We start from the raw sequence: 21,678 nt of genomic DNA on the forward strand, positions 1-21,678 counted from the left end.
TTCTCTCCTTCTTTAATTTTCAGAATTTTATTACTATATTATATCACGGTAAATAACGTTTTTAGCACGCAAATTCCATCATTTTTCAAAAAATAAGCTTGTATGGTTGATTTTTCAAGTGGATGCGTTATTATTTAGATAGACGAAATATTTATAATCCGAAACTTTTAAAGAAGGTGACAATCATCTCCATATCAGGACGAAATCTGTTCATCATGTGGATTGCGAACTTTTTCGTTGCTGCTAGTGCTACTATGATACTCCCTTTCTTATCCTTATTCATTGAGACGTTCGGGAATTACTCTGATTCCTATGTTCAACGCTGGTCCGGATTCATTTTCGGCATTACCTTTCTCACAGCGTTTTTCGTTTCACCGATTTGGGGACGAATTGGGGATAAATATGGATTTAAGCCGATCTTGTTGTTAACAGGGACGGGGATTGCAACCAGTATCCTGTTAATGAGTGTAGTAGATTCTGTTCATGGTCTGTTCATTCTTCGGTTGTTTATGGGACTAGCGACCGGATTTATCCCGACTTCCATGGCATTGATTTCCTCACAGGCACCAAAAGAAATCGCAGGAAAAACGCTTGGAACTTTGCAGACAGGGACCGTTTCAGGGGGACTGCTTGGCCCATTGATTGGTGGGATGCTTGCGGATTCCTTCGGCTTTGCCTACACGTTTTTCCTTACAGCAGCACTAATTTATCTGGCTGTGATTCTAGTGGCATTCGGCATTAAAGAAAAGAAAAAAAGTTCTGCAAATCTGAAAGAGAAAAAGTACTCTCGCAAAGAAGTAATACAATATATAATACAAAATCCGTTGTTGCTTAAAATTATGTTCTTATCTATGTTCATTCAGGCGGCAAATTTCAGCATTCAACCTTTACTTGCCCTATATGTCAATGAATTGACAGGTGGGACAGCTACCAATATCGCTTTGCTTGCAGGATTCGCTTTTTCCGCTACAGGCTTTGGTAATTTGCTTGCGTCACGGAACTGGGGAACACTTGGGGATAACATTGGCCATGATAAAGTCATTGTCATTCTTATGCTCGCAAGTTCCATACTTTTCATTCCTCAAGCGCTTGCCACTTCGCTTTGGCAGCTTGTACTGTTCCGTTTCTTGTTTGGAATGGTGGTGGGTGGCTTGATACCTTGTATGACCGCTTACATTCGCAATGTCGCCCCGTTATCTATGCAGGGAGAAGTGCTCGGCTACAATGTCAGTTTCCGTTTCTTAGGGAATGTGATTGGACCAGTGATGGGCGGAATGATTGCCGTTTTTTACGGGATATCCACCGTATTTTATATCACCAGCTTTATCTTTTTATGCTCAGGTGTCATGTTACTCTATAGCATTCTTCACTCAGAAAGTGCGAAAAAAACGGCAGAATCATAATAAGGCTTTGTTTCATCGCCTCCCAATTTCCTGTATGCTACTAGTAGATGGTCAGGGTATGGGAGGTTTTTTTATGGAAGCCGCTACTTTGGAAAAGTACCAATGTGAGTTAATCGATTTGTTTCTATCAAATGGAAATGAATCGAACAGAAAGCCGATGGAAGATTATATGCGCAACCACTTTTCATTTTTAGGTATAAAATCGCCGGAGAGAAAAGAATTAATAAAAAGATTTTTCGTGGAATATGGGAAACCAAAACGCGAATGGATGAAGCCGCTAGTTACCTATTTGTATGAGCAACCTGAACGGGAATTACATTATGCCGCCCTTGCGATGATAGATGTTCATATTAAAAACCTTGATAGTGAGTGGCTTTCCTTTTTGGAAGAGATAATTACTACAAATTCCTGGTGGGATACAGTGGATCATATTGCTCCACATCATGTAGGCGCAATTTTGTTGAGGGAAAAGAAAAGCATTATTGATTATCCAGATAGGTGGATTCAGTCGGATAATTTCTGGTTGCAAAGATCTGCTATTCTTTTTCAATTGAAGTATAAGGAAAAGACAGATGCTCAGAAGTTGTTTTCTTATATAGAAGCTACCAAAGGGTCTAAGGAGTTTTTTATTAGGAAGGCTATCGGCTGGGCGTTAAGGGAATATTCCAAGACCGCTCCGAATGAGGTATTGACGTTTATTGAGTCTACGGACCTGGCACCGCTTAGCCGACGCGAGGGTTTGAAACATATGGCAAGAAGGGGAATGGAGGTTTGAATAACCCCTCCATTCCCCTCTTCTTAGCCTTGGATTACCTTTTCTTCAAAATTGCCATTGTACAACGGGAAATGCAAATCAACGCGTCATTCTCATCAACAATTTTTATGTCCCATACCATCGTCGATTTTCCTCTGTGCAAGGGAGTTCCAATGGCCGTGACCACTCCGTCTTTTTTACCTTTTAAATGATTAGCGTTAATTTCTAAACCGACACAGATTTCCGTTTCTTTGTCGATCAGATTAAAAGTCCCGATGCTTGCTATCGTTTCAGCCAAGGCCACTGACGCTCCGCCATGCAGCAATCCAAAAGGTTGATGTGTGCGTTTATCTACCGGCATGGTTGCAACTGCTCTTTCTTCTGACAGTTCGACAATTTCAATTCCTAGTAAATCTATTAGTGTATTTTCTAGTTCCACTCCTGCTTCCTCCTTTTATTACTGCTTATCTCTTAATAATACTACTGCAAAAAGAAAATACACAGAGAATAATACAAAAATAGGAATAAGTGCCGACCAATCTAGCATGCGTCTCCCCTCCTTTAATGAAACCCCAAGTGTAGGTATGTTGAGTCCTAGCTACCTATCGCATATAATAAACATAAAATTAGAGAGTACTAGAGGTGAAACGTGTTGCAAAATGAAGTCCCTCTACAAGATGTATCCTTGGAAAAAATGTTTGAAAGATTTGAAACGAAGTACAAAGCTGTTGCAGACAAAAAGCGACTGCACATTATGAACATCCTATGTCAACATGGAGCCATGTGTGTATGCGATATGGTCCCGCTGATCGGAATGCCCCAGTCCAAACTTTCCTACCATCTGAAGATTTTGTGGGATGCGGAAATCATCGTTAAAGAAACAAGGGGAACGTGGAGTTATTACTCATTGAACCAAAAGGAAGTAGACAACCTGCTATCTGAGGAATTATGCTACATTTGCCGCTAAAGGTGTTAAAAACAGACCGCCGCCTTCCAAACTGGAAGACGAAACGGTCTGTTTTTTTAGTATAGATACTCTAAATTAACGGACGCACTAATGGTGATTTCTTGTGGCTCAATTGGTGTGCTCGCTTTTTCCTGAACGGCGAAAGAGGCATAACGCGGACCTGCAAATACCTGCTGGGTAACTTCTTCCACTTTGATTGGAACTTGCGACAGGCAAACTTGTAGAGTTACAGCCATTGCATGAGCCTTTTTCGCCCCATCTACAACTGCAAGCTGCAGGACGTGACGGTATATTTCGTTATAATTGGAGACTTCAAAGGTTACGCTCTCTGAAACATTCGCTCCATTCTCAAAAGCCACATCCACAATGGTGCCTGCTTTTGTAATATCTCTGACTTTTATACGGAAAATGTGGCGCACTTCATAAGTAGAAAGGACAGAATTACCTGACGAATCTGTTTCATATCGCGGAAATGAAGTATAAGAGGATGTTTCCATGTCTTCTTGAGGAATGCCAGCTGCTATTAAGGCCTGAATCATTCGGTTTGCTATCAATCTATTTTGTTCTTGTGCACGTTGTACATCCGAATTGGTGGTTACCACTCCTAATTGCAGGTACGCAATATCCGACTTTACTTCCTGTTTGGCATTTCCTTGAACAAGCATCGTTCGTTGCAAGCTGACCACCATCCCCAGGTACTTTTTTATAGTCTATGAGATGTATGGGCAACATATAACATCAACGATATTTCTGGAAAATGAAAGTGGGATCACTTTGCTTTTTATACCAGTCATAAGTAAAATAAAGGACGATGAAAACAGATACGGCAATCAGCAGCTCTAGTCTATAAATGACAAAAAGCTGGGCATGGTTCCAAACAAGCCTTCCCATAAAAAAGAATGTAGTCACCCATACAATTGCAGAGGTATAGGCAGCTATGGCAAACTGATAGTACGGTAGTTTCATAAATCCGGCCAAAAAAGGAACGACATTTCTCACGCCAGGCAGGAAATAAGAAATACATAATGCAAATACATGATATCTATTCAACAGTTCTTCTCCTTTTGAAAAAGAAGCTTCTATCCTGTCGTGTTTCTCAAGCTTAGAATACACACCTTTCCCCAAGCAACGTCCTAAGAGGTAACAGGTGGTAAGACTTGCAATCACTCCAAGATAAATAGTGAACAATGCAGGCGTTGGCTCAAGGATTCCCCTTTGCGCAACGATTCCTACGGAACTCACAAAAACTTCATTAGGTACTGGGATTCCGAACATGCCTAACCAAAGCCATATAAACAATCCTATATATCCATAGTCTTTTATTATATCTAAGATAATGGTCAGATCCATCTGATCCCTTCTCCCTGCACGAAGCAAAAATTTGTTATTGCTTCCATATGCCATACGAACACATCGTTACCTTTTCGCTGTATACTATTTATTCCTTTTATACTTATAAGATAAACTATCAAACTCTTTACCAATTAATGCTATATAATTGGAGGCTATTTCCATGAAAAATAAGACAGTCATCATTACAGGTGCTTCCGGAGGGTTCGGGAAAAGATTTACACATGCATTTCTTAAAGCAGGATATCACGTAATTGCAACCATCAGAGATGAAACAAAAAAGCCACTCTTGTTGGAGGGATTGACTCCAATAGAACAGGGAAATGTGACTTTTGCTTTATTGGATGTAGCTGACAAGGAGTCCGTTAATAAATTTGGAAGTCTAGTAAAGGAACTAGAGTGTGTGGATGTGCTCATCAATAATGCCGGTTTTGCTGTGGCTGGTTTTGCAGAAGAGTTGAGCATAGAGGAATACCAGTTCCAGTTGGAAACCAATCTTTTAGGAGTAATGAGGGTAACCAATCATGTGCTTCCAAAAATGCGACAAAAAGGTAATGGCAGAATCATCAATGTAAGCTCCATCAGCGGGTTAATCGGTTTTCCCGGCCTTTCCCCTTATGTTTCATCTAAATATGCCCTAGAAGGCTACAGTGAGAGCCTCAGACTGGAGGTAAAGAAGTTCGGTATGGATGTGGTTCTTGTGGAACCTGGGTCGTTTCAAACGAATATTTGGTCTTCTGGCACCCATATGTCATTAAAAGCCGGCAACGCCAAATCACCCTACTTTGAGTTGTTTACAGGCATGAATAAAAGACTTCAAAAAGATCGAGAATCATATGGGGATCCTGTTGAAGTTGCTAACCTGGTGTTAAAGATAGCCGAGATGAAGAAAACACCTACCCTCCGCTATACTGTCGGAAAGGGTGTAAGGTTCTCTCTTCTGGCCAAGCGTCTACTGCCTTGGAAGGTATGGGAAAAGATTGTTTTAAGCCAATTAAGGAACAAAGACTAAATAGAAAGGTGACAACTCTCCATTCCTATTTAAATTTCATATAGTACTGTACTGATGAAAGAATGGAGGGTTCGTCATGCGTTATTATCTAACCCCTTTCCACCGGCCTGTCTATTATCCGAGAAATGTTTATTTTCCTGTTTATGCGTCTGCATTTCCAAGAACACATTTCCGAGTTTACCCTGAAGTGGATCCGACCGTTTTTACTGAATCCGCGGAATCCATGCAGCAATTGATGAAAGAGGCCAGCATCATTTTGCATAAACTTTCTGATTCTAAAGAGTTCGCTTCGGAAGTAATGAAAGCGGCGCAGGAAGGGAATAAAGAAAAAGTTTCCCAGTTATTATTGTCTACGGGGGTGCATACTGGTGTGCAAGTGGATTTTAATCCAGATGGCATTAATTTGAATATGACGTCGGAAATAGAAGGAAAAGATTGCTGCCATCTGACCATCAGTTTGAGATGGGGATGACAAAAAGGATTACAGGGTGGCCTGTAATCCTTTTTGTTGTTATTGATTATTTAGTTGTAGCATCTGTACCTTCAAGCTGTTCTAGGAACGCTCTGGCACCTTTGGCTTCTAACTTTACATCACGGAAGTCGATGGGATGCTTTTTCTTAGAAACACCTTCCATGTTACCTAACAAGAACTTAAGTCCTAGCTGGGCATCTTCTGGTTGGTTCCATTCAAATTGATAGCTTTGTGGTTTTGGACCAATCTTCACAATATCCTCAAAGAATCTGTGATAGTATGGCATTCCGTTATCCACTACCACTTCTGACTTGGAGCTGTGCATATCAATGATGACAGTAGGTATTTGAGATTCCATCAACTTTTTCACTTCCGGGTCATCGGATATAGAACAAACTACCACTACACCGTCCACTCCCCTATGTCGGAAGTGGTCTAGATAGCTTTTTTTCTCATTGATAATGTTTCTTTGCTTAAAACTTTCAATAACGGCATTGAAAAAGGATGTTTGATGCCCACACCTAAGTTTTCCACGAAAACCACACCGTTCCACAAAGAATTTTCAGAAATCTTGCATAATATTACTGGTAAATCTCCCCTTCTTCAAAATTCCTCCAACACCTTGAACCTTTTCCCATCTATTTCGTTATAATTAGTGAAGGAATCAGTTAAATAGAAAGAAGGATTCATCATGATCGAAATTCGCAATTTATCAAAAACCTATAATCAACAACAAGTGTTATCTTCTATAAACCTGCGAATTTCAACTGGAATCTTCGGCTTGTTAGGTCCTAACGGCGCAGGAAAATCAACGCTAATGAGAATTATGGCCACCTTAATGAAACCAACTGCAGGAGACATTCACATCGACTCCATTTCTATCCTTTCACATCCAGAAAAGGTTAGGCGACTAATTGGATACTTGCCGCAGCACTTTCATGTCTATCCACAAATGTCACCGATGGAAATATTAGATTTTGTAGGGGTTATGAAAGGTGTTTCCAATAAAAAAGAACGCAGGGAACAGGTAGAACATTGGTTGCACGAAGTGAACCTCACTTCCAAAGCCAATGAAAAAATAAAAACATTTTCCCATGGAATGAAGCAGCGTGTCGGCATAGCCCAAGCATTTATGGGGAATCCGAAACTAGTTATTTTAGATGAACCCACTGTCGGGTTAGACCCAGAAGAGAGGCTTCGCTTCCGGAATCTTTTATCCAAAGAAGGACTAAACAAAAGTATCCTTCTCTCCACCCATGTTGTAACAGATATTGAAAGCAGTTGTTACGAAATAGCAGTAATGCGAAAAGGTGAACTTCTATTAGATGCTACGGTTGAAGAGTTGAAAGAGCTGGCTTGTGGAAAAGTGTGGGAAGGAATCGTGCCTTCTGGATATTTGGAAAACATGGATGAAGACACTATTCTTTCTTCAGAACATCGTGGCAACGCAGTGCATGCACGCGTTCTAGCAGATGAAAAGCCATTTTACGGGGCAAAGATGCTTGAACCTTGTCTAGAGGATGGCTATCTGGCGCTGTTGGGAGGAACCTCCTCATGAGATTCTTAAAACAATTGCAGTTAGAGAGCCGTTTCCTTTTTAAAAATTGGTTCTTCCTATTAGCTCCACTTATATATGGAATAAGTATGAGCTTATGGATGTCCAATCACAATCAAGAAGTTGCAAACGTTATGGGTTCCTATACATCCGGTTTTTTTAAAGCTAATAATGAGTTTCTTGCTATCGGCCATACCCTTTCCCTTGGTGTGTTATTTTTAGCAAGTGTCCTATCCATTCGCAGAGAGAGACAGACGGTGTTATTAGACTGGACGAATTCCTTGCCAAATTCCTTTTTGTCTATTATTCTAGCAAAATTTTTCTCTCTTTTTATTTATAGTGGACTATTTACGATTATTTATTTCTTGGTCTTCTTGTGGCAAGGTTCTTCCTTTGGGAAGGATATGTACTATTTACTAGAACATGGCTTCGCTTTCTCTATACAAAGCCAATTATCTTATGGTGTCACCATTTCTTTAGGGATGGTACTTGCTGTTCTTATCACCAACAGAATTGTATATATCATCGTGTTTTGCGCTTGGATGTTTGGTACTTTCTTTATGGAAGGGTATATTATCCAACGTTATCAATTATATTTTTTGAAAACATTTCATCTAAACCAGTTTTTTATGGATATCTCTCATTCTCAAGATTGGGGTTACCGGTTATCTAGAAAAGAAACCTTATTTTCACAACTATTTGTTTTGTTCTTCAGCCTTTTTTTACTTGCTATTACGATAATGAAGTCTTCCACTAATCGAATTTCGTCTTTTGAAAAGAGAAAATGGACATTATTTGGTCTAGTAACCGTCCTTACCATTGCCTCGTTTCTTCCTTACGGCTCCTTATGGACGGAACGTTTAAAGCATTACGATCAGCTGAAGGCAGGAGCTGTTAATCAGCTTGAGAATGAAAGTTTTAAGGATATAGTCGGGGAGTTTTACAACGTGGATAGTTATTCCATTAAGATGGAGCTGGGCGAAAACAATTCGTTTCAGGTAACAGCAGAGCTGATTATCCGGGAATTGGCGGAAAACACCCCTATTCACTTTAGTCTGTATCCCTCTTTTGAAGTGGAGTATGTATCTTGGAATGGTGCCAAAAGAGATTTTACTAAGGACCATCATCTCATCACCATTCCAGACTTAGCTCAGCAAGAAATAAATCGGTTGGAAGTATCATATACAGGAAGCCTGGATGAATGGGGACATGTTTATGGAAAGGAAAGGAATTTTGCCTTTTTGAAAAAGAAAGACATGTACCTCCCATCCTATATAGGTTGGTACCCTCTGCCAGGGGATCATCCTATTTATACCCATTTTGACGCAGATACGGAGGACTATATTCATACCATTCAATATAATCGCCACCTGGAATTGAACCAAGAACTTCCCACATCTGATTATAGAGTGGAGTTAAATAATTTTGACTTTCCAGTTCTAAGTACCAGCCATTCTAGTAAAACAACGGACGGGGTACAAGTATTCACTAGCGAAAATTCTAAAGGCATAACTCTTTTATCCAATAAAGGACTTGTAGAAAATTCGGAAGACCTCCCTGTTTCTATTATTGCGCATAAGGAGAACTATCAAGTACTACAGCAGAAGCTTTCTGATATGCCAGACATAGAAGCGTATTTTCAGAAATGGCTGGGAGAATCATTTCAACAAGGTATGAAGCTTGTGTACATTCCATCCCTTGATTTTATCGGTGCGGAAACTTATAATACCAACCATTTTGACGAAGCCCTGTTCTTTGATGATAGTGTACAATCTTACGTTCAGGTTGATGAAGGTCAAGTTATTAATAATACGCTCACAGATTTAAAAACCAGATTATTGTCTTTTCTGTTATTTCGACACGACTCTTTAAACCACTACTATAGCGAAGTGCCGGAAGACTCTGTTTTTAGAGGGCTCTTAGAAACATACTTGCTAGTTTTATATGCAGATTATTTTGGCTTAGAATGGCATGAGTTCGAGCAATTTATCGGTACAGATTTTTATTATCTCTCCATCGTCTCTCATATTAACTGGATGACTTCATCCTCTGATCAGAATACCATCGAAAAGTTCGATAAACTGATGGATTCATACAAGCTTCAATATAATGAACAAGTGATATTGATGGTGGCAAAGGAATGGGAGAAAGGGAATAAAGAAGAAGTTAAACTATTGCTTAAAGATATTTTTCAAGACATAAAAACAAATAACAAAGATTCCTTTACCTATGAGGAGTGGATGACCTATTGGAATCGTACGTTTGAAAGTGGGGGAATGCGGTGATAAGCGACGAAAAGCTCCTGGAACAAATGGCTGAAGGTGACCAAGCGGCATTTGAAGCATTTGTTCACAGGTATCATGTACCGATACATCAATATACAGAAAGGCTGTTGAAGGACGCAAAAAAGGCGGAGGATGTTGTCCAAGAAACCTTCATCCGCCTTCTGAAACAGCTAAAGTCCAAACAAATCCCGACATATCCGAAAGCTTGGCTTTACCGGGTGGCCTCGAACATTTGTAAGGACTATTGGAGAAGTGCCCAATACCGTTCAGAAGATACGGCAAAAGAGGAAATGCCAGTAACAGTGGACCCACAGGCTTCCGTCATTGAGATCTATGAACGGCAGGAAACAAGAAAAGAAATGTTAGCATCCTTGAAAAGTCTGTCAGAGTCTCAACAACAAATTGTTACACTGAGATTTTATCAGGATATGAAATTGAAAGAAATTGCAGAAATACTGGATTTACCTCTTGGGACGGTTAAATCTAATTTGTTTCATGCATTAAAGAAGCTTAAAGGGGTATTATCAAAAGAAGAGAAGGAGGCGGAAAATCATGAAGGAACAACACAACCAAGACCAAGAGCTTTATCAGCTAGAAGATGAAATGAAAGATCTGTTTTCTTCATATGTTGTCAAATCGCCATCCAGTCAGGATACGAAAGCCTTACTGGCAGCCCTGCAGCCTGCATTCGATGAAATTGGTGCTGCACCTGCTGAGGAGTTCGGACATGAAACTATTCAACCACCTAGCTTTCTTTCTCAGCTAAAAGCACAGATTTCCTTTTATCAATGGCACTTCTGGGTAACAAGTACGATTATCTTTGTGATGCTTACATTGTTTTCCTCCAACGCCTATGTCTCAGAAGCAACACTATTCTATCAGTTTGCCATTCCACTATCCATGCTTGTTGGCGTATTTTATACGTATCAGACATGGAATAAACAAATGCGAACTATTGAGAGCATCACACCTTTTCCGCCTGCATTGTTACTGTTAAGTCGGATGATAATCATCTTATCCATGAATATTATCATGGGTATTATTAGTTCGTTATATCTTGGTTTTACTGTTCAAGACTTTGAACTTATGCCCTTCTTGATGAATTGGATTGCCCCCGCTCTATTAATTTATGGGATGATCTCATATGTAATGATGAGAAAAGGTGTGAAATTTGGGCTTGCCTTTGGTATCGCCGCTTGGATAACTCTTATGGTTGCTGGTGCACTTTATCAGGCACAAGCATTACCAATCATCGAGTTTTCATACAACCAAGTAGCAGGCATTCAAGGATTCATTGTCTTACTGGGTCTATACCTGCTATTCCTTGCTTATAAAAAAAGCCTGAAACTGCAAACAATGTTTCGTTAATTGAGGCGATACTAGATGATAAAATTACACGATATTTATTGGAAATACAAACGCTTCTCTTTAGAAATAAGTGAATTGACACTTCAATCGGGAATTACTATTCTAGTAGGAAACAATGGGTCCGGGAAGTCTACACTTCTGCACTTATTGGCCACCGCCAATCGGGCACCACGGGGTACCATCCATTATCACAATGAAACAATGGACACAAACCTGGCATTGGTCAGAAGCAGAATTGGATTTGTGCCTACAGGAGTTGAATTATACCCAGACTTCACTCCTGTGAAATTACTCATGTACTTGGCACAGCTTAAAGGTTTGAGGAAGGACTTTTCCACTCGCCAAATCGATGAATTGCTTACTGTCTTTCATCTAGAAGATGTAAAGGGAAAGAAAATCAAGAAACTTTCCCAAGGGATGCAACAACGTTTGGCATTAGCCCAGGCCTTTCTCGGAAGGCCAAAATACATTTTTTTGGATGAACCTTTGAACTTTCTCGATATCCACGAGAGAAAAAGTTTGCTGAACTATGTAGCAAAGCTTGCTCCACATAGTGTCATACTTGTAGCCACCCATGAATTAAATGAGTGGGAGCAAGTATGCAATCAGGTGCTTTGGATGTATCAAGGGAGAGTAATTTATTCCGGAAGTAAATTACTATGGAAACAAAAACTCCCTTTAAAAGTTTGGACCGGGGAACTGCAGGATAACTTATATGAAAACTTTTCCACTCAATACTTGATTGTTTATGCCGGACGGGTAAAAGATAAGCTATCAGTCAGGTGTGCAAGCAAGATAAAGCCTGTACATAGTTTTGTAGAGGTACAACCAACGATGGAAGATGCTTTTTTTATTAGAAAATATGAAATGGAAGCTAGTGTTAAATAGCTTCTTTTTTTGTAGCGTATTTACATTTCATTCCTTATTCATCCTTTCCTCCCATTTATATCACCAGTGCTGTTACACAAGTTTCACATATTCCCAATATCTTTGTAATGGTGTGGTATTGTATAATTATATTGGGGTACTATTTTCTTTGTGAAACCAGCCTCTTTAGAAGGAGTATAGAGAATGCTAAATTTTTTCAAAAAACTTGATTGGTTATTGTTAACAGCTATCGTGTTGTTATGTATATATGGGTTAATCATGATTTATAGTGCTGGGATGTTATTAGGCTATGAACTTCATGAAGACTATGCTTATTTCTTTGATAGACAGAAGACTTGGCTTTATCTAGGTATACCTGTTTTCATTGCTGCCATTATAACTCCTTACAAGCTATATGACAGATTGACTCCTATATTAGTAGGAGGATCTATACTCTCTTTAATACTTGTACTTGTACCCTTTATTGGAAATGAAGTGAATGGGGCAAGAAGCTGGTTTCAATTAGGGAGTATAAGTGTGCAACCCGCTGAAATTGCAAAATTGGTCATGATTATCTATTTCGCAAGAGTCTATGCAAGAAAACAGCCTTATATCCATCAATTTTCTAAAGGCGTGGCTCCTCCACTTGCTGTTCTCTTATTAATTTTATTTTTAATAATACTTCAGCCTGATGTTGGTACCGGCTCGATGATTACCATTGCTTGCGGAGCCATCCTCATCTGTTCCGGAGCCAGATGGAAACATATACTTTTACTAGCTTCTGTGGCAGCTTTAGCAGTCTTCATTCTTGCAAAAACTGCTAGTTACCGTTGGGCAAGGATTACATCCTTCGTTGATCCTTTCGGTGATGCCTCCGATTCAGGCTTTCAGCTTGTAGAATCGTTCATTGCCATTGGGAATGGCGGATTATTGGGCAGAGGCTTGGCGCAAGGAGTACATAAGCTCGGTTATCTTCCGGAAGCACACACAGACTTTATCCTTGCAGTTATCTCGGAAGAGCTTGGTATTTTTGGGATACTAACATTGTTCTTGTTATATGGAATTGTGCTAGTAAGAGGCGTTAGGGTTGGGGTTTCTCTTAAGGATCCTTTTGGAAAACTTCTTGCATTCGGAATTACCTTTCAGATAAGCAGTCAGGTGTTCATTAATGCCGGTGCAGTAAGTGGATTAGTTCCGATTACTGGTATCACACTTCCTTTCATCAGTTATGGAGGGTCTTCCCTGCTCATCACTATTTTTGCAGCGGGCATTCTAGTTCACCTATCGAAACATGCTACCATCGCGAGAGAAGCTAGAGAGGAGACAGAAACAACATGGGGACAGAAAATAACAAGCTAGAGTATAGTCGAATTGATTATACTTTGTTATTTCTGCTGTTTTTGCTATTTATTATCAGTTTAGTAGCTGTTTATAGTGCATCGGGTCAATATTTCGTTAATGACCCGTATTATTTCGTGAAACGGCAGATTATTTGGTACATAATTGGGGTAGGAATTATGTTTTCCATTATGTTCTTTGACTACGAACTACTGGAAAACCTGGCCTTACCCTTTTATTTTCTCGGTCTAAGTCTTTTAGTTGCCGTTCATCTATTCGGCACTGTCAGAAATGGATCACAGCGTTGGATCAACCTTGGAGGGTTCATGTTACAACCATCTGAGTTCATGAAAATATTTTTACTGATTGTGCTTGCAGGAGTCATTTACAAATGGGCAAAAGAGAAACATGAGTTAGATAATAAGACCCCTATTAGCGTGGTCATTAAAATTATGGTCTATTCTCTGCCGCCTTTCGGCTTGATTCTCTTACAGCCTGACTTAGGGACAGCCCTTGTTATTGGAGCCATCATGGTTACCATGATTTTTATTAGCGGGACATCTTGGAAGATACTTACCTTACTTGCAGGAACCATTACGGCTGGATTAACAATGCTTGTCTATTTGCATAACAACCATTTTGAATTGTTTTCAAAGTTCATCAAGCCTCATCAACTTGAACGGATTTATGGATGGTTGAGTCGAGAGGAATACGCTTCGTCCTATGGATTTCAACTTACCGAAGCGTTAAAAGGAATAGGTTCCGGCCAAGTGTCCGGACGTGGTTTATTAGAGGGCGTTCAGTCACAGAGTGGCCGGATACCTGAGGTTCAGACAGACTTCATATTTGCCCTTATTGGGGAAGAATTCGGGTTCATCGGAGCAACGCTTGTAATCTCTATTTACTTCATCATGATCTATCGCTTAATTATCATTGCGATAAGCTGTGATAACCCATACGGCACCTACTTGGTGACCGGGGTCATTGGCCTTTTGGCATTTCAGATATTCCAAAACATTGCCATGACCATCGGCTTAATGCCGATTACCGGCCTCGCCCTTCCGTTTATGAGTTACGGTGGAAGCGCCTTGTTAACAAATATGATAGCCATGGGAATAGTCATGAGTGTCAAATACCGAACGAAGAAATTTATGTTTAACTAATAATTAAGCATCTCATCTTTCGTTAGATGAGATGTTTATTACATTTCACGGACCCATTGAACAAGTTTCAAGGATAAATGCGTTGCATCCTCTGAGCTATTAAATACAGACTGAAACTCCTCCTCCAGCCTCCTCGTCAAACTCGTATTATTTTCCTCATAAGGAATAATGGTAGACCATTTAATAGAGGGAATAGCGATCAATGTCTGCTCCTCTTTTTTATTCTCATGTATATACACACTAACAGTATCCATTTCTAAGTTTGCTTTTCTTATCTTCATAAGTAAAACCTCCTTAATCTTTATAGTTCATATTTTAACGAGACTAACATAAATAATCAATCAACCGCTTCTTTTGTTAACTTGAAAAAGATTGATGTTGACAACTATTAAACTTTTAGATTATTATTTTATTGTCAACTACATACAACAAAGGGGTTTACATTATGAAACGTACTCTGTCAACATTGGATATGACCTATGTGGCCATGTTTGTTGCCTTGATGGCAATTGGCGCAAACATCGTATCTTGGATGCCATTTCTTCAAATTGGTGGTGTTCCACTATCCATGCAGCCATTTTTCTGTGTTTTAGCTGGAATTTTATTAGGCTCAAGACTTGGAGCCCTTTCTATGATTGTGTATCTACTAGTAGGTATTGCAGGTGCACCGGTCTTTGCTCAGTTTAGTTCAGGGTTTGCAACAATTATCGGTCCCACCGGAGGATTCCTCTTATCCTATGTGGCTGCCGCTTTTGCAGCTGGACTGATTGTAGAAAAGAAAGCTCAGCCGAAACTAGGCACATTTATGCTTGCCTCTTTCATTGGCGTTATTCTGATCTATGTTATCGGAACAAATTACATGTTTGTGATTCTTAACTACGTTTTAGAAATAAGCACACCTTATGTTGCGGCATGGACAACAATGGCCCTTTTCGCTTTAAAAGACGTCGTGTTTACAATTCTATGCGCATTGCTTGCAACTAGATTATTCTATGTTGTCAACAAAACAACCAAAGTACCTTACACACGTAAGGTCGCATAAAACGTACAAAGCCAGGCCGCATAACGCAGCCTGGCTTTTTTGTTTATTTTATAAAATCACCGCAGCAATACAGCCAAAAATAATAAGCGGTATATTGTAGTGTAAGAAAGTCGGTACACATGTATCCCAGATATGGTTATGCTGACCATCCGCATTCAAACCAGATGTCGGTCCAAGCGTACTATCAGAAGCAGGAGACCCAGCATCCCCTAGAGCAGCCGCTGTACCAACAATAGCGATTGTTGCCATCGCGCTGAAACCGAGCTCCGCACATAACGGTACAAATATCGCGGCAATAATAGGAATCGTCGAAAAGGAAGAACCTATTCCCATTGTGATCAGAAGTCCGACAGTCAACATGGCTAATGCGGCAAGCAACTGATTAGACCCAATCCATTCTGCAGAAGACGCAACCAGTGTTTCAATATCACCAGTCTCTCTTAAGACACTAGCAAAACCGGAAGCCGCAATCATGACAAAACCGATAAAAGCCATCATACGCATACCTGATGTAAGAATAACATCAGTCTCATTGAATTTCATGACTCCGCCCGCATACAAGATAATGATTCCTACAAGTGAACCATAAATCATTCCTTGAACATTCAGCACCTCACTAAGGTAGACTTGCGTGGCAAGAGAAATAACAATAGCTACTAATGCAATAAAGATAGACTTCTTTGTATATGTCTCTGTTTCTTGGTCTGCAATAGCTTTTTGCTCGTACGTTCTCGGCTTTCTATAGCTGAAGAAAACGGCAATTAAAAGTCCTACTACCATTCCTGAAACCGGAATTACCATTGCAGTTGGGATGGAGGATAAGCTGATATCCAATCCACTTTCCTTCATATTTGTTCTTAAGATATCATGAAAGATTCCACCAAATCCTACAGGCAACAAGATGTATGGTGCTGTTAGCCCGAATGTGATGATGGTTGCTGTCAGTCTTCTATCGATATTCAGTTCATTAAGAATTTTAAGTAATGGCGGTATTAAGATCGGAATGAATGCAATATGAACAGGAACCACATTTTGTGACATAATGGAAACCGCTAAAAGGATAAGTAAAATAAGTACCTTGGATAACGCTTTTTTACGTGTGTCTTCCTTCGTCCCAACTAGCTTAATAGCACCTTCAACAAGGGCATCTGGAAGTCCTGTTTTGGAAAGCGCCACTGCGAAAGCACCCAAAAGTGCATAACTGAGTGCGACCGCTGCATTTCCTCCTAAACCTTCTGTAAAAGTATTGATGGTGGTTTCAACGCCTAAACCTCCAACCATACCACCGATAAAAGCACCTGAAACAAGTGCAAGTACAACATTTATTCTAAGTAAACTTAATGTAAGCATAACCAGAACGGCTATGATAACTGCATTCATAATAAAGACTTCCTTTCTTTCTGTAGATCATGTTGTTTTTTACTTTTGCTTTAGTTAGTTAAATCATTAGAGAATTAGAGCGAAAAAGCATAAAGTAAAATTAACATAGATTTAGAATGACTGTCAACGGAAAAGTAAGGAAGAAGTTTCTTTGGGGCAGAGCGCATAAAAAATAGAGCAATGGCCCGGTCCTTTTTAGTTGCTTGGTTATGCCCCGCTGTTGATTTCCGCAAATGGCTTCGCTTTCCTAGGGGCGCTGCTGGAGCCTCCTCGGCAAGCCTGCGGGGTCTCCACCTAGCGCTATCTCCCTCAGGAGTCTTCGCCTTTTTCTTCAATCACCAGCTATAGATTACCCGAACAAAACGTTAGTGCTTTTTCAGTTAACTCTGGTAAATACTCTTCATAAACCCTCAGGTAAATGAAGTCACCTTGTTGCAGTGGAAGGCGCGCAGACGCCCGCGGGAGGAAGGGACAGGGGAGACCCCACAGGCGAAGCCGAGGAGGCTCCCGGACCGCCCGCAGGCAAGCGAAGCGCCTGGAACGGAAATCAACAGAATCTTATACTCTTAGACCATAAAAAATACGCACCCTAGAGTAGGATGCGCATTAAATAAACCTCTATGAACGATTAGTTTTCTTCTTTCTGTCCAAAGCGTTCTACTAACGTTACTAGCGTTCGAACCATTGCTCCGGTTCCGCCACTCGGACCAAGGTCATGAGCAGACTTGGAAGTGGCTGTTCCAGCGATATCCAAGTGTACCCATGGTGTACCTTCTGCGAATTCTCCAATGAAAGCTCCAGCAAAAATGGCATGTCCGTCTCGTCCGGGCGAGTTGTTCAAGTCCGCTACCTTACTGTTGCGAACCCTTTCTTTCGCATGGTCGAATATCGGAAGACGCCACATTTCTTCTCCCGCTTCATGGGATGCTTCAAGTACTTGTTCAAACCATGCTTCGTCATTGGTCATTGCGCCTGTCGTATGGTTCCCCAAAGCGATAATGACCCCACCTGTAAGCGTAGCAACGTCAACAAGATAGTTAGCTCCATGCTGTTTGGCATAGGTCACAGCATCCGCCAATACAAGACGACCTTCTGCGTCTGTATTTAAAATTTCAATAGTTTTTCCGCTCATGGATGTGATGACATCATCCGGTTTGAAGGCTTCTCCGCTAATCATATTGTCTGTAGAAGCAATAACCGCCAGCACATTTTGCTCCGGCTTTAACTCTCCAATTGCTTCCATAGCTCCGAGCACAGTTGCTGCTCCGCCCATATCCGTTTTCATCCCGACGATGCCGTCTTTCGGCTTGATGGAATAACCTCCAGTATCAAAAGTAATCCCTTTTCCTACTAAACCAATGACATCTGTCCACTCTTCTTTTCCTTGATATTTCAACACGATCATCTTAGGAGGTTCCACGGATCCTTTGTTCACAGCCAACAAAGCTCCCATTCCAAGCTTCTCCATCTCTTCTTTTTCAAGAATTTCCAGTTCAAATCCATACTTCTCCGCTAGTCCGGCAGCATGGTTTGCAAGATCTGTGGCGGTCAGCATATTGCCTGGAAGGTTTACAAGCGTACGAGCAGTATTTGTACCTTTTGCAAATACATATCCTACGTGCGCACTCGCTCCAACTTCTTCTTTATCGTGATCCGTCAGTAACACAACCTGATCCAGCTTCACTTCCGGTTCATTGGTTTTTTGCTTATATCCATCGTACTTATAAGTCGATAACGGAATGGACTCCCCTAAAGCATGTGCTGTATCCAATACATCCACATCTTCCGTTACAAATGTGTCCAGTGCCACTACAACACCGTTAAGCTTTGCTTCTTGAAGGGTTTTACCTACTTTCCCAAACACTTTGCGTAATTCGACAAAAGTGAGTTTTTCTTCGCGGCCTGTCCCCACTACAAAAATTCTTTTGTATGAAGTTTTGCCGAATGTATGTATTCTTGCTATTTTTCCTCTTTTGGCAGATATGTCGCCATCCTTAACTAACTGTGTCAAATGACCTTCCAATTGGGAATCTAATTCTCCCAGTAATCCATCCAACTTGCTATTCTTCTCAGATAGGCCTACTACCAACGCCTCCTGTTGATTTGAAAAATCTGCTTCATTATGTACGACAAACATATTTGAACACCTCCATTTTATTGTAAGTTAATTATATCTAACTTATAGAAATATTTCGAGTTTCTAATCATATTCAAAATTACAATTTTTGTGCTCCTTTAATCTTTTGTCCTCCATTCATCTTAACAAATCCATTAATATGATTCATAATAATAAGAATATTATCTATACATAATACTCTACTTACTGTGCTACATCCCAAAAGAAAGGGTATAGTAATAGAAACAACTGCAGAGAAAGGGCGATACTATCAAATGGAGTTATTTTCTAATTTTCCTCTATGGGCTGCACTGGCAGCAATTGGGTTTGCACAATTTGTAAAGGTTCCTATTCAATATATTGCTTCAAGGAGAATTGATTGGTCCCTTATTACAAGTACAGGTGGAATGCCAAGCTCACACTCTGCTGCGGTTACAGCATTAGCAACAGGCGTTGCATTTGAAACTGGCTTGGACTCACCTATTTTTGCCGTAGCGACAGTCTTTGCTATCATTGTGATGTTTGATGCAACCGGGGTGAGAAGACATGCCGGAGAACAAGCAACTGTGTTAAACAAACTAGTTGGTGATTTCAACCGTTTTGTGGAAGAGACCAAGAAATGGCCTAAAATGAATGAACAAGAAAAAGTGAAAGATTTGAAGGAATTACTGGGACATAAACCAATTGAAGTATTTTTCGGTGCTATTACAGGGATTTTGCTGACACTGGTACTGCATTACTTTGTTCATGTCTTATAAAGGAGGTGGAAGTGGATGAGACTAATATCTATTTGCCCTAGCAACACAGAGTTACTACACTATCTTGGATTGACAAGCAAATTAGTGGGCGTGGACGACTTCTCTGATTGGCCAAAAGAAGTTACGGATCTGCCAAAGCTTGGACCGGACTTGAATATCAATATGGAAAAGTTGGAAGCCTTAGAACCTGACTTAGTTTTGGCCAGCTTAAGTGTCCCTGGAATGGAGCGGAACATTCAGGAATTGAAAAAGCGTTCCATTCCTCATGTTGTACTAAATCCTCAATCACTAGAGGATATCACCCAGGACTTGTTGAAGATAGGAGAACATACAAATTCTATATCCAAGGCAAATGAAGTTATTTCTGCTATGAGTGGAATAATCCATACATACAGACAGTGCGCAACAACTTGTAAAAATAAACCATCTTTGTATTGGGAATGGTGGCCAAAACCTATTTTCACTCCTGGTAAGGTCAATTGGTTGACTGAAATAAGTGATTTGGCAGGAGCAGAAAATATCTTTTCAAGTAAAAAAGTTGCCAGTTACCAGACAGAGTGGGCAGAAGTGGTGGAGAAAAATCCTGATGTAATTTGTATGATTTGGGTTGGCGTAAAGGAGTCAAAAATGAACCCTAAGCATGTGATGAAACGTGAAAACGCCGAGAGCGTCCTCGCAGTTCGAAACTCCCAAATTCATGTACTAGAGGAGAGGCTATATTGCCGACCTTCTCCTAGGCTAATTTTAGGATTACAAAAACTGGCATCCATTCTTCACCCTTCTAACTACCCCGCATACACGGGAGAGGACCCTTTACTGAAATAACAAAAAGCCGTACCATCAGAATAGAATCTGATGTACGGCTTTTGTCATGCTACTCTCCATTCCCTCTATATTGCTGACGGAACACTTGCATGCTTTCCTCTTCGTTCAATTGTATTAATTCTTCCTCGGTCAATTTGCCATCGCCTTTTTTGATGATGTAAACATCAATGGTCTGCTTGCCCCAATCAGTGAACACTTCATCCACTGTATCGTAGTAGAGATCGATTTTATTTCCCTTTATCGCACCGCCGATATCAGCTACTACTCCATATCCATAACCAGGTATAAATAAAATCGTACCTATTGGGAAGACATTGATATCTGCTGCAATCGTCGAGTATAGGTCCCTTTTAACTTTAAGACCTGAGTATGTAATGCCATAGCTTGGATCTCCCGGATTTTTGCCTGTTGATTCATAGCCTGCTGTATATCCAGTTGCGTGAACTGTATGTGTCTCATATTGATTCCAGTCTAGATCCTCTAGCTTCTTAGGTTTATCTATCGCCTCTTTTGCCGAAACCATGGTAGGTGTCGCTGAAAGAAAATTCAGCTGTTTAAAATCCAGTCCGATTTTTTTGAAGAGACCTTCTTTATCTTCCTGATGTCCATTAGTGGCGTATATATTATTTTCTTTTAGCCAGTTGTGAATGGTTGACGCTTCAACACCTGATATGGATTGGAAGGTTACAGATAAGGCTAGTACAAATAGTAATCCGATAACCGCCCTCCGACAAATCGTTTTTGCTAACTTCATGTGATACACTCACACTCCTCTCACAAGATATTCTTTCCCTGTTTTTATGGAAAGTATTCCTTTTTTCGAGAAAAGCTAGCAATCACCTATTTTTCCCAACAAAAAATACTAGATTAGTGAGGATTTTATTACATCAGGTACATTTTTTAAAAATCAGATAAAAATGCCTGGTCCTTCTTTAGCATAAAACAATAGTTGGTTGTTAAGAGAAGCTGTTCCTTTCCGCAAATGGCTGCGCTTTCCGAGGGACGGTGCTTGAGCCTCCTCAC

General features: G+C 40.3%; 23 protein-coding genes. 15 read left to right on the top strand and 8 right to left on the bottom strand.

Translation table 11 applies throughout. The features are described from left to right. Positions 1-122: 122 nt before the first annotated feature. Positions 123-1,403 carry an MFS transporter gene (locus LG307_RS18285; protein ID WP_404444952.1) on the top strand — a complete coding sequence of 427 codons (1,281 nt, stop codon included), beginning with the start codon at positions 123-125 and terminating at the stop codon, positions 1,401-1,403. Between the two features lie 73 nt (positions 1,404-1,476). After that, positions 1,477-2,178, top strand: a complete 702-nt coding sequence (locus LG307_RS18290; RefSeq protein ID WP_404444955.1) for a DNA alkylation repair protein — start codon at positions 1,477-1,479, stop codon at positions 2,176-2,178. A gap of 34 nt (positions 2,179-2,212) precedes the next feature. On the opposite strand, the gene LG307_RS18295 is transcribed toward LG307_RS18290, so the two are convergent. After that, on the bottom strand, positions 2,213-2,596 hold the full coding sequence (locus LG307_RS18295; RefSeq protein WP_404444957.1) for a hotdog fold thioesterase: 384 nt from the start codon (positions 2,594-2,596) through the stop codon (positions 2,213-2,215). Between the two features lie 255 nt (positions 2,597-2,851). Between LG307_RS18295 and LG307_RS18300 the strand changes: the two genes are divergently transcribed. Further along, positions 2,852-3,124 carry an ArsR/SmtB family transcription factor gene (locus LG307_RS18300; protein ID WP_404450503.1) on the top strand — a complete coding sequence of 91 codons (273 nt, stop codon included), beginning with the start codon at positions 2,852-2,854 and terminating at the stop codon, positions 3,122-3,124. A gap of 56 nt (positions 3,125-3,180) precedes the next feature. On the opposite strand, the gene LG307_RS18305 is transcribed toward LG307_RS18300, so the two are convergent. After that, positions 3,181-3,801, bottom strand: a complete 621-nt coding sequence (locus tag LG307_RS18305) for an SIMPL domain-containing protein (protein WP_404444960.1) — start codon at positions 3,799-3,801, stop codon at positions 3,181-3,183. A 61-nt stretch (positions 3,802-3,862) separates the two neighbouring features. Further along, positions 3,863-4,474: a DedA family protein gene (locus LG307_RS18310; RefSeq protein ID WP_404444962.1), complete on the bottom strand. Its 612-nt coding sequence runs from the start codon at positions 4,472-4,474 to the stop codon at positions 3,863-3,865. Between the two features lie 163 nt (positions 4,475-4,637). Here LG307_RS18310 and LG307_RS18315 point away from each other — a divergent pair, with 163 nt between their 5' ends. Continuing rightward, positions 4,638-5,486: an SDR family oxidoreductase gene (locus LG307_RS18315; protein ID WP_404444964.1), complete on the top strand. Its 849-nt coding sequence runs from the start codon at positions 4,638-4,640 to the stop codon at positions 5,484-5,486. Positions 5,487-5,562: 76 nt separating this feature from the next. Further along, positions 5,563-5,958, top strand: coding sequence for a hypothetical protein (locus tag LG307_RS18320; protein ID WP_404444966.1), 396 nt, complete (start codon positions 5,563-5,565; stop codon positions 5,956-5,958). 46 nt (positions 5,959-6,004) lie between these two features. Here the strand turns inward: LG307_RS18320 and LG307_RS18325 are convergent, their stop codons facing one another. Next, entirely contained in the window at positions 6,005-6,373 is a 369-nt protein-coding gene (locus LG307_RS18325; RefSeq protein ID WP_404444968.1) for a hypothetical protein, read from the bottom strand. Positions 6,374-6,649: 276 nt separating this feature from the next. On the opposite strand from LG307_RS18325, the gene LG307_RS18330 reads away from it, so the two are divergent. The 7 genes from LG307_RS18330 (at position 6,650) to rodA (ending at position 14,534) form a co-directional block, all read left to right on the top strand. Continuing rightward, positions 6,650-7,516: an ABC transporter ATP-binding protein gene (locus LG307_RS18330; RefSeq protein ID WP_404444970.1), complete on the top strand. Its 867-nt coding sequence runs from the start codon at positions 6,650-6,652 to the stop codon at positions 7,514-7,516. Next, the gene (locus tag LG307_RS18335) at positions 7,513-9,798 is read left to right on the top strand and encodes an ABC transporter permease (RefSeq protein WP_404444973.1); all 2,286 of its coding nucleotides are present in this window, start codon (positions 7,513-7,515) and stop codon (positions 9,796-9,798) included. Before LG307_RS18330 ends, LG307_RS18335 begins: the two co-directional genes overlap by 4 nt. Continuing rightward, complete coding sequence (locus LG307_RS18340) at positions 9,795-10,400, top strand: RNA polymerase sigma factor (RefSeq protein WP_404444976.1); 606 nt, start codon at positions 9,795-9,797, stop codon at positions 10,398-10,400. Before LG307_RS18335 ends, LG307_RS18340 begins: the two co-directional genes overlap by 4 nt. Continuing rightward, a complete protein-coding gene (locus LG307_RS18345) occupies positions 10,351-11,166 on the top strand; it encodes a hypothetical protein (protein WP_404444979.1) in 816 nt (271 codons plus the stop codon). The genes LG307_RS18340 and LG307_RS18345 overlap by 50 nt, the downstream gene beginning before the upstream one ends. A 15-nt stretch (positions 11,167-11,181) precedes the next feature. Then, a complete protein-coding gene (locus LG307_RS18350; protein WP_404444981.1) occupies positions 11,182-12,054 on the top strand; it encodes an ABC transporter ATP-binding protein in 873 nt (290 codons plus the stop codon). A gap of 183 nt (positions 12,055-12,237) precedes the next feature. Beyond that, positions 12,238-13,392 (top strand): putative lipid II flippase FtsW, encoded by a 1,155-nt coding sequence (ftsW, locus tag LG307_RS18355; protein ID WP_404444984.1) that lies wholly within the window; start codon positions 12,238-12,240, stop codon positions 13,390-13,392. Beyond that, the gene (gene rodA, locus LG307_RS18360; RefSeq protein WP_404444986.1) at positions 13,368-14,534 is read left to right on the top strand and encodes a rod shape-determining protein RodA; all 1,167 of its coding nucleotides are present in this window, start codon (positions 13,368-13,370) and stop codon (positions 14,532-14,534) included. The genes ftsW and rodA overlap by 25 nt, the downstream gene beginning before the upstream one ends. Positions 14,535-14,572: 38 nt before the next feature. Here the strand turns inward: rodA and LG307_RS18365 are convergent, their stop codons facing one another. Further along, positions 14,573-14,815: a YueH family protein gene (locus LG307_RS18365; RefSeq protein ID WP_404444988.1), complete on the bottom strand. Its 243-nt coding sequence runs from the start codon at positions 14,813-14,815 to the stop codon at positions 14,573-14,575. A gap of 164 nt (positions 14,816-14,979) precedes the next feature. Here LG307_RS18365 and LG307_RS18370 point away from each other — a divergent pair, with 164 nt between their 5' ends. Then, positions 14,980-15,576 (top strand): biotin transporter BioY, encoded by a 597-nt coding sequence (locus tag LG307_RS18370; protein WP_404444990.1) that lies wholly within the window; start codon positions 14,980-14,982, stop codon positions 15,574-15,576. A 48-nt stretch (positions 15,577-15,624) separates the two neighbouring features. On the opposite strand, the gene LG307_RS18375 is transcribed toward LG307_RS18370, so the two are convergent. Both LG307_RS18375 and LG307_RS18380 read right to left on the bottom strand, forming a co-directional pair. Beyond that, positions 15,625-16,956 (bottom strand): Na+/H+ antiporter family protein, encoded by a 1,332-nt coding sequence (locus tag LG307_RS18375; protein ID WP_404444991.1) that lies wholly within the window; start codon positions 16,954-16,956, stop codon positions 15,625-15,627. Positions 16,957-17,584: 628 nt separating this feature from the next. Further along, entirely contained in the window at positions 17,585-19,093 is a 1,509-nt protein-coding gene (locus LG307_RS18380; RefSeq protein WP_404444994.1) for a leucyl aminopeptidase, read from the bottom strand. A 254-nt stretch (positions 19,094-19,347) separates the two neighbouring features. On the opposite strand from LG307_RS18380, the gene LG307_RS18385 reads away from it, so the two are divergent. After that, positions 19,348-19,830, top strand: a complete 483-nt coding sequence (locus LG307_RS18385; RefSeq protein ID WP_226682414.1) for a divergent PAP2 family protein — start codon at positions 19,348-19,350, stop codon at positions 19,828-19,830. A 15-nt stretch (positions 19,831-19,845) separates the two neighbouring features. Further along, a complete protein-coding gene (locus tag LG307_RS18390) occupies positions 19,846-20,655 on the top strand; it encodes a cobalamin-binding protein (protein ID WP_404444996.1) in 810 nt (269 codons plus the stop codon). Positions 20,656-20,704: 49 nt separating this feature from the next. On the opposite strand, the gene LG307_RS18395 is transcribed toward LG307_RS18390, so the two are convergent. After that, positions 20,705-21,409: a 3D domain-containing protein gene (locus tag LG307_RS18395; protein WP_404444998.1), complete on the bottom strand. Its 705-nt coding sequence runs from the start codon at positions 21,407-21,409 to the stop codon at positions 20,705-20,707. Between the last annotated feature and the right edge of the window lie 269 nt (positions 21,410-21,678).

Origin of the sequence: Sutcliffiella horikoshii, from assembly GCF_044809035.1 — a bacterium.
GTDB lineage: Bacteria > Bacillota > Bacilli > Bacillales > Bacillaceae_I > Sutcliffiella_A > Sutcliffiella_A horikoshii_G.

What these genes read in the sequence shown, in the direction of transcription:
- LG307_RS18285 (WP_404444952.1), top strand. Translation starts at nt 123, where the DNA reads ATGCGTTATTATTTAGATAGACGAAATATTTATAATCCGAAACTTTTA.
- LG307_RS18290 (WP_404444955.1), top strand. Translation starts at nt 1,477, where the DNA reads ATGGAAGCCGCTACTTTGGAAAAGTACCAATGTGAGTTAATCGATTTG.
- LG307_RS18300 (WP_404450503.1), top strand. Translation starts at nt 2,852, where the DNA reads ATGTTTGAAAGATTTGAAACGAAGTACAAAGCTGTTGCAGACAAAAAG.
- LG307_RS18310 (WP_404444962.1), bottom strand. Translation starts at nt 4,474, where the DNA reads ATGGATCTGACCATTATCTTAGATATAATAAAAGACTATGGATATATA.
- LG307_RS18315 (WP_404444964.1), top strand. Translation starts at nt 4,638, where the DNA reads ATGAAAAATAAGACAGTCATCATTACAGGTGCTTCCGGAGGGTTCGGG.
- LG307_RS18320 (WP_404444966.1), top strand. Translation starts at nt 5,563, where the DNA reads ATGCGTTATTATCTAACCCCTTTCCACCGGCCTGTCTATTATCCGAGA.
- LG307_RS18330 (WP_404444970.1), top strand. Translation starts at nt 6,650, where the DNA reads ATGATCGAAATTCGCAATTTATCAAAAACCTATAATCAACAACAAGTG.
- LG307_RS18335 (WP_404444973.1), top strand. Translation starts at nt 7,513, where the DNA reads ATGAGATTCTTAAAACAATTGCAGTTAGAGAGCCGTTTCCTTTTTAAA.
- LG307_RS18345 (WP_404444979.1), top strand. Translation starts at nt 10,351, where the DNA reads ATGAAGGAACAACACAACCAAGACCAAGAGCTTTATCAGCTAGAAGAT.
- LG307_RS18350 (WP_404444981.1), top strand. Translation starts at nt 11,182, where the DNA reads ATGATAAAATTACACGATATTTATTGGAAATACAAACGCTTCTCTTTA.
- ftsW (WP_404444984.1), top strand. Translation starts at nt 12,238, where the DNA reads ATGCTAAATTTTTTCAAAAAACTTGATTGGTTATTGTTAACAGCTATC.
- rodA (WP_404444986.1), top strand. Translation starts at nt 13,368, where the DNA reads ATGGGGACAGAAAATAACAAGCTAGAGTATAGTCGAATTGATTATACT.
- LG307_RS18365 (WP_404444988.1), bottom strand. Translation starts at nt 14,815, where the DNA reads ATGAAGATAAGAAAAGCAAACTTAGAAATGGATACTGTTAGTGTGTAT.
- LG307_RS18370 (WP_404444990.1), top strand. Translation starts at nt 14,980, where the DNA reads ATGAAACGTACTCTGTCAACATTGGATATGACCTATGTGGCCATGTTT.
- LG307_RS18375 (WP_404444991.1), bottom strand. Translation starts at nt 16,956, where the DNA reads ATGAATGCAGTTATCATAGCCGTTCTGGTTATGCTTACATTAAGTTTA.
- LG307_RS18380 (WP_404444994.1), bottom strand. Translation starts at nt 19,093, where the DNA reads ATGTTTGTCGTACATAATGAAGCAGATTTTTCAAATCAACAGGAGGCG.
- LG307_RS18385 (WP_226682414.1), top strand. Translation starts at nt 19,348, where the DNA reads ATGGAGTTATTTTCTAATTTTCCTCTATGGGCTGCACTGGCAGCAATT.
- LG307_RS18390 (WP_404444996.1), top strand. Translation starts at nt 19,846, where the DNA reads ATGAGACTAATATCTATTTGCCCTAGCAACACAGAGTTACTACACTAT.
- LG307_RS18395 (WP_404444998.1), bottom strand. Translation starts at nt 21,409, where the DNA reads ATGAAGTTAGCAAAAACGATTTGTCGGAGGGCGGTTATCGGATTACTA.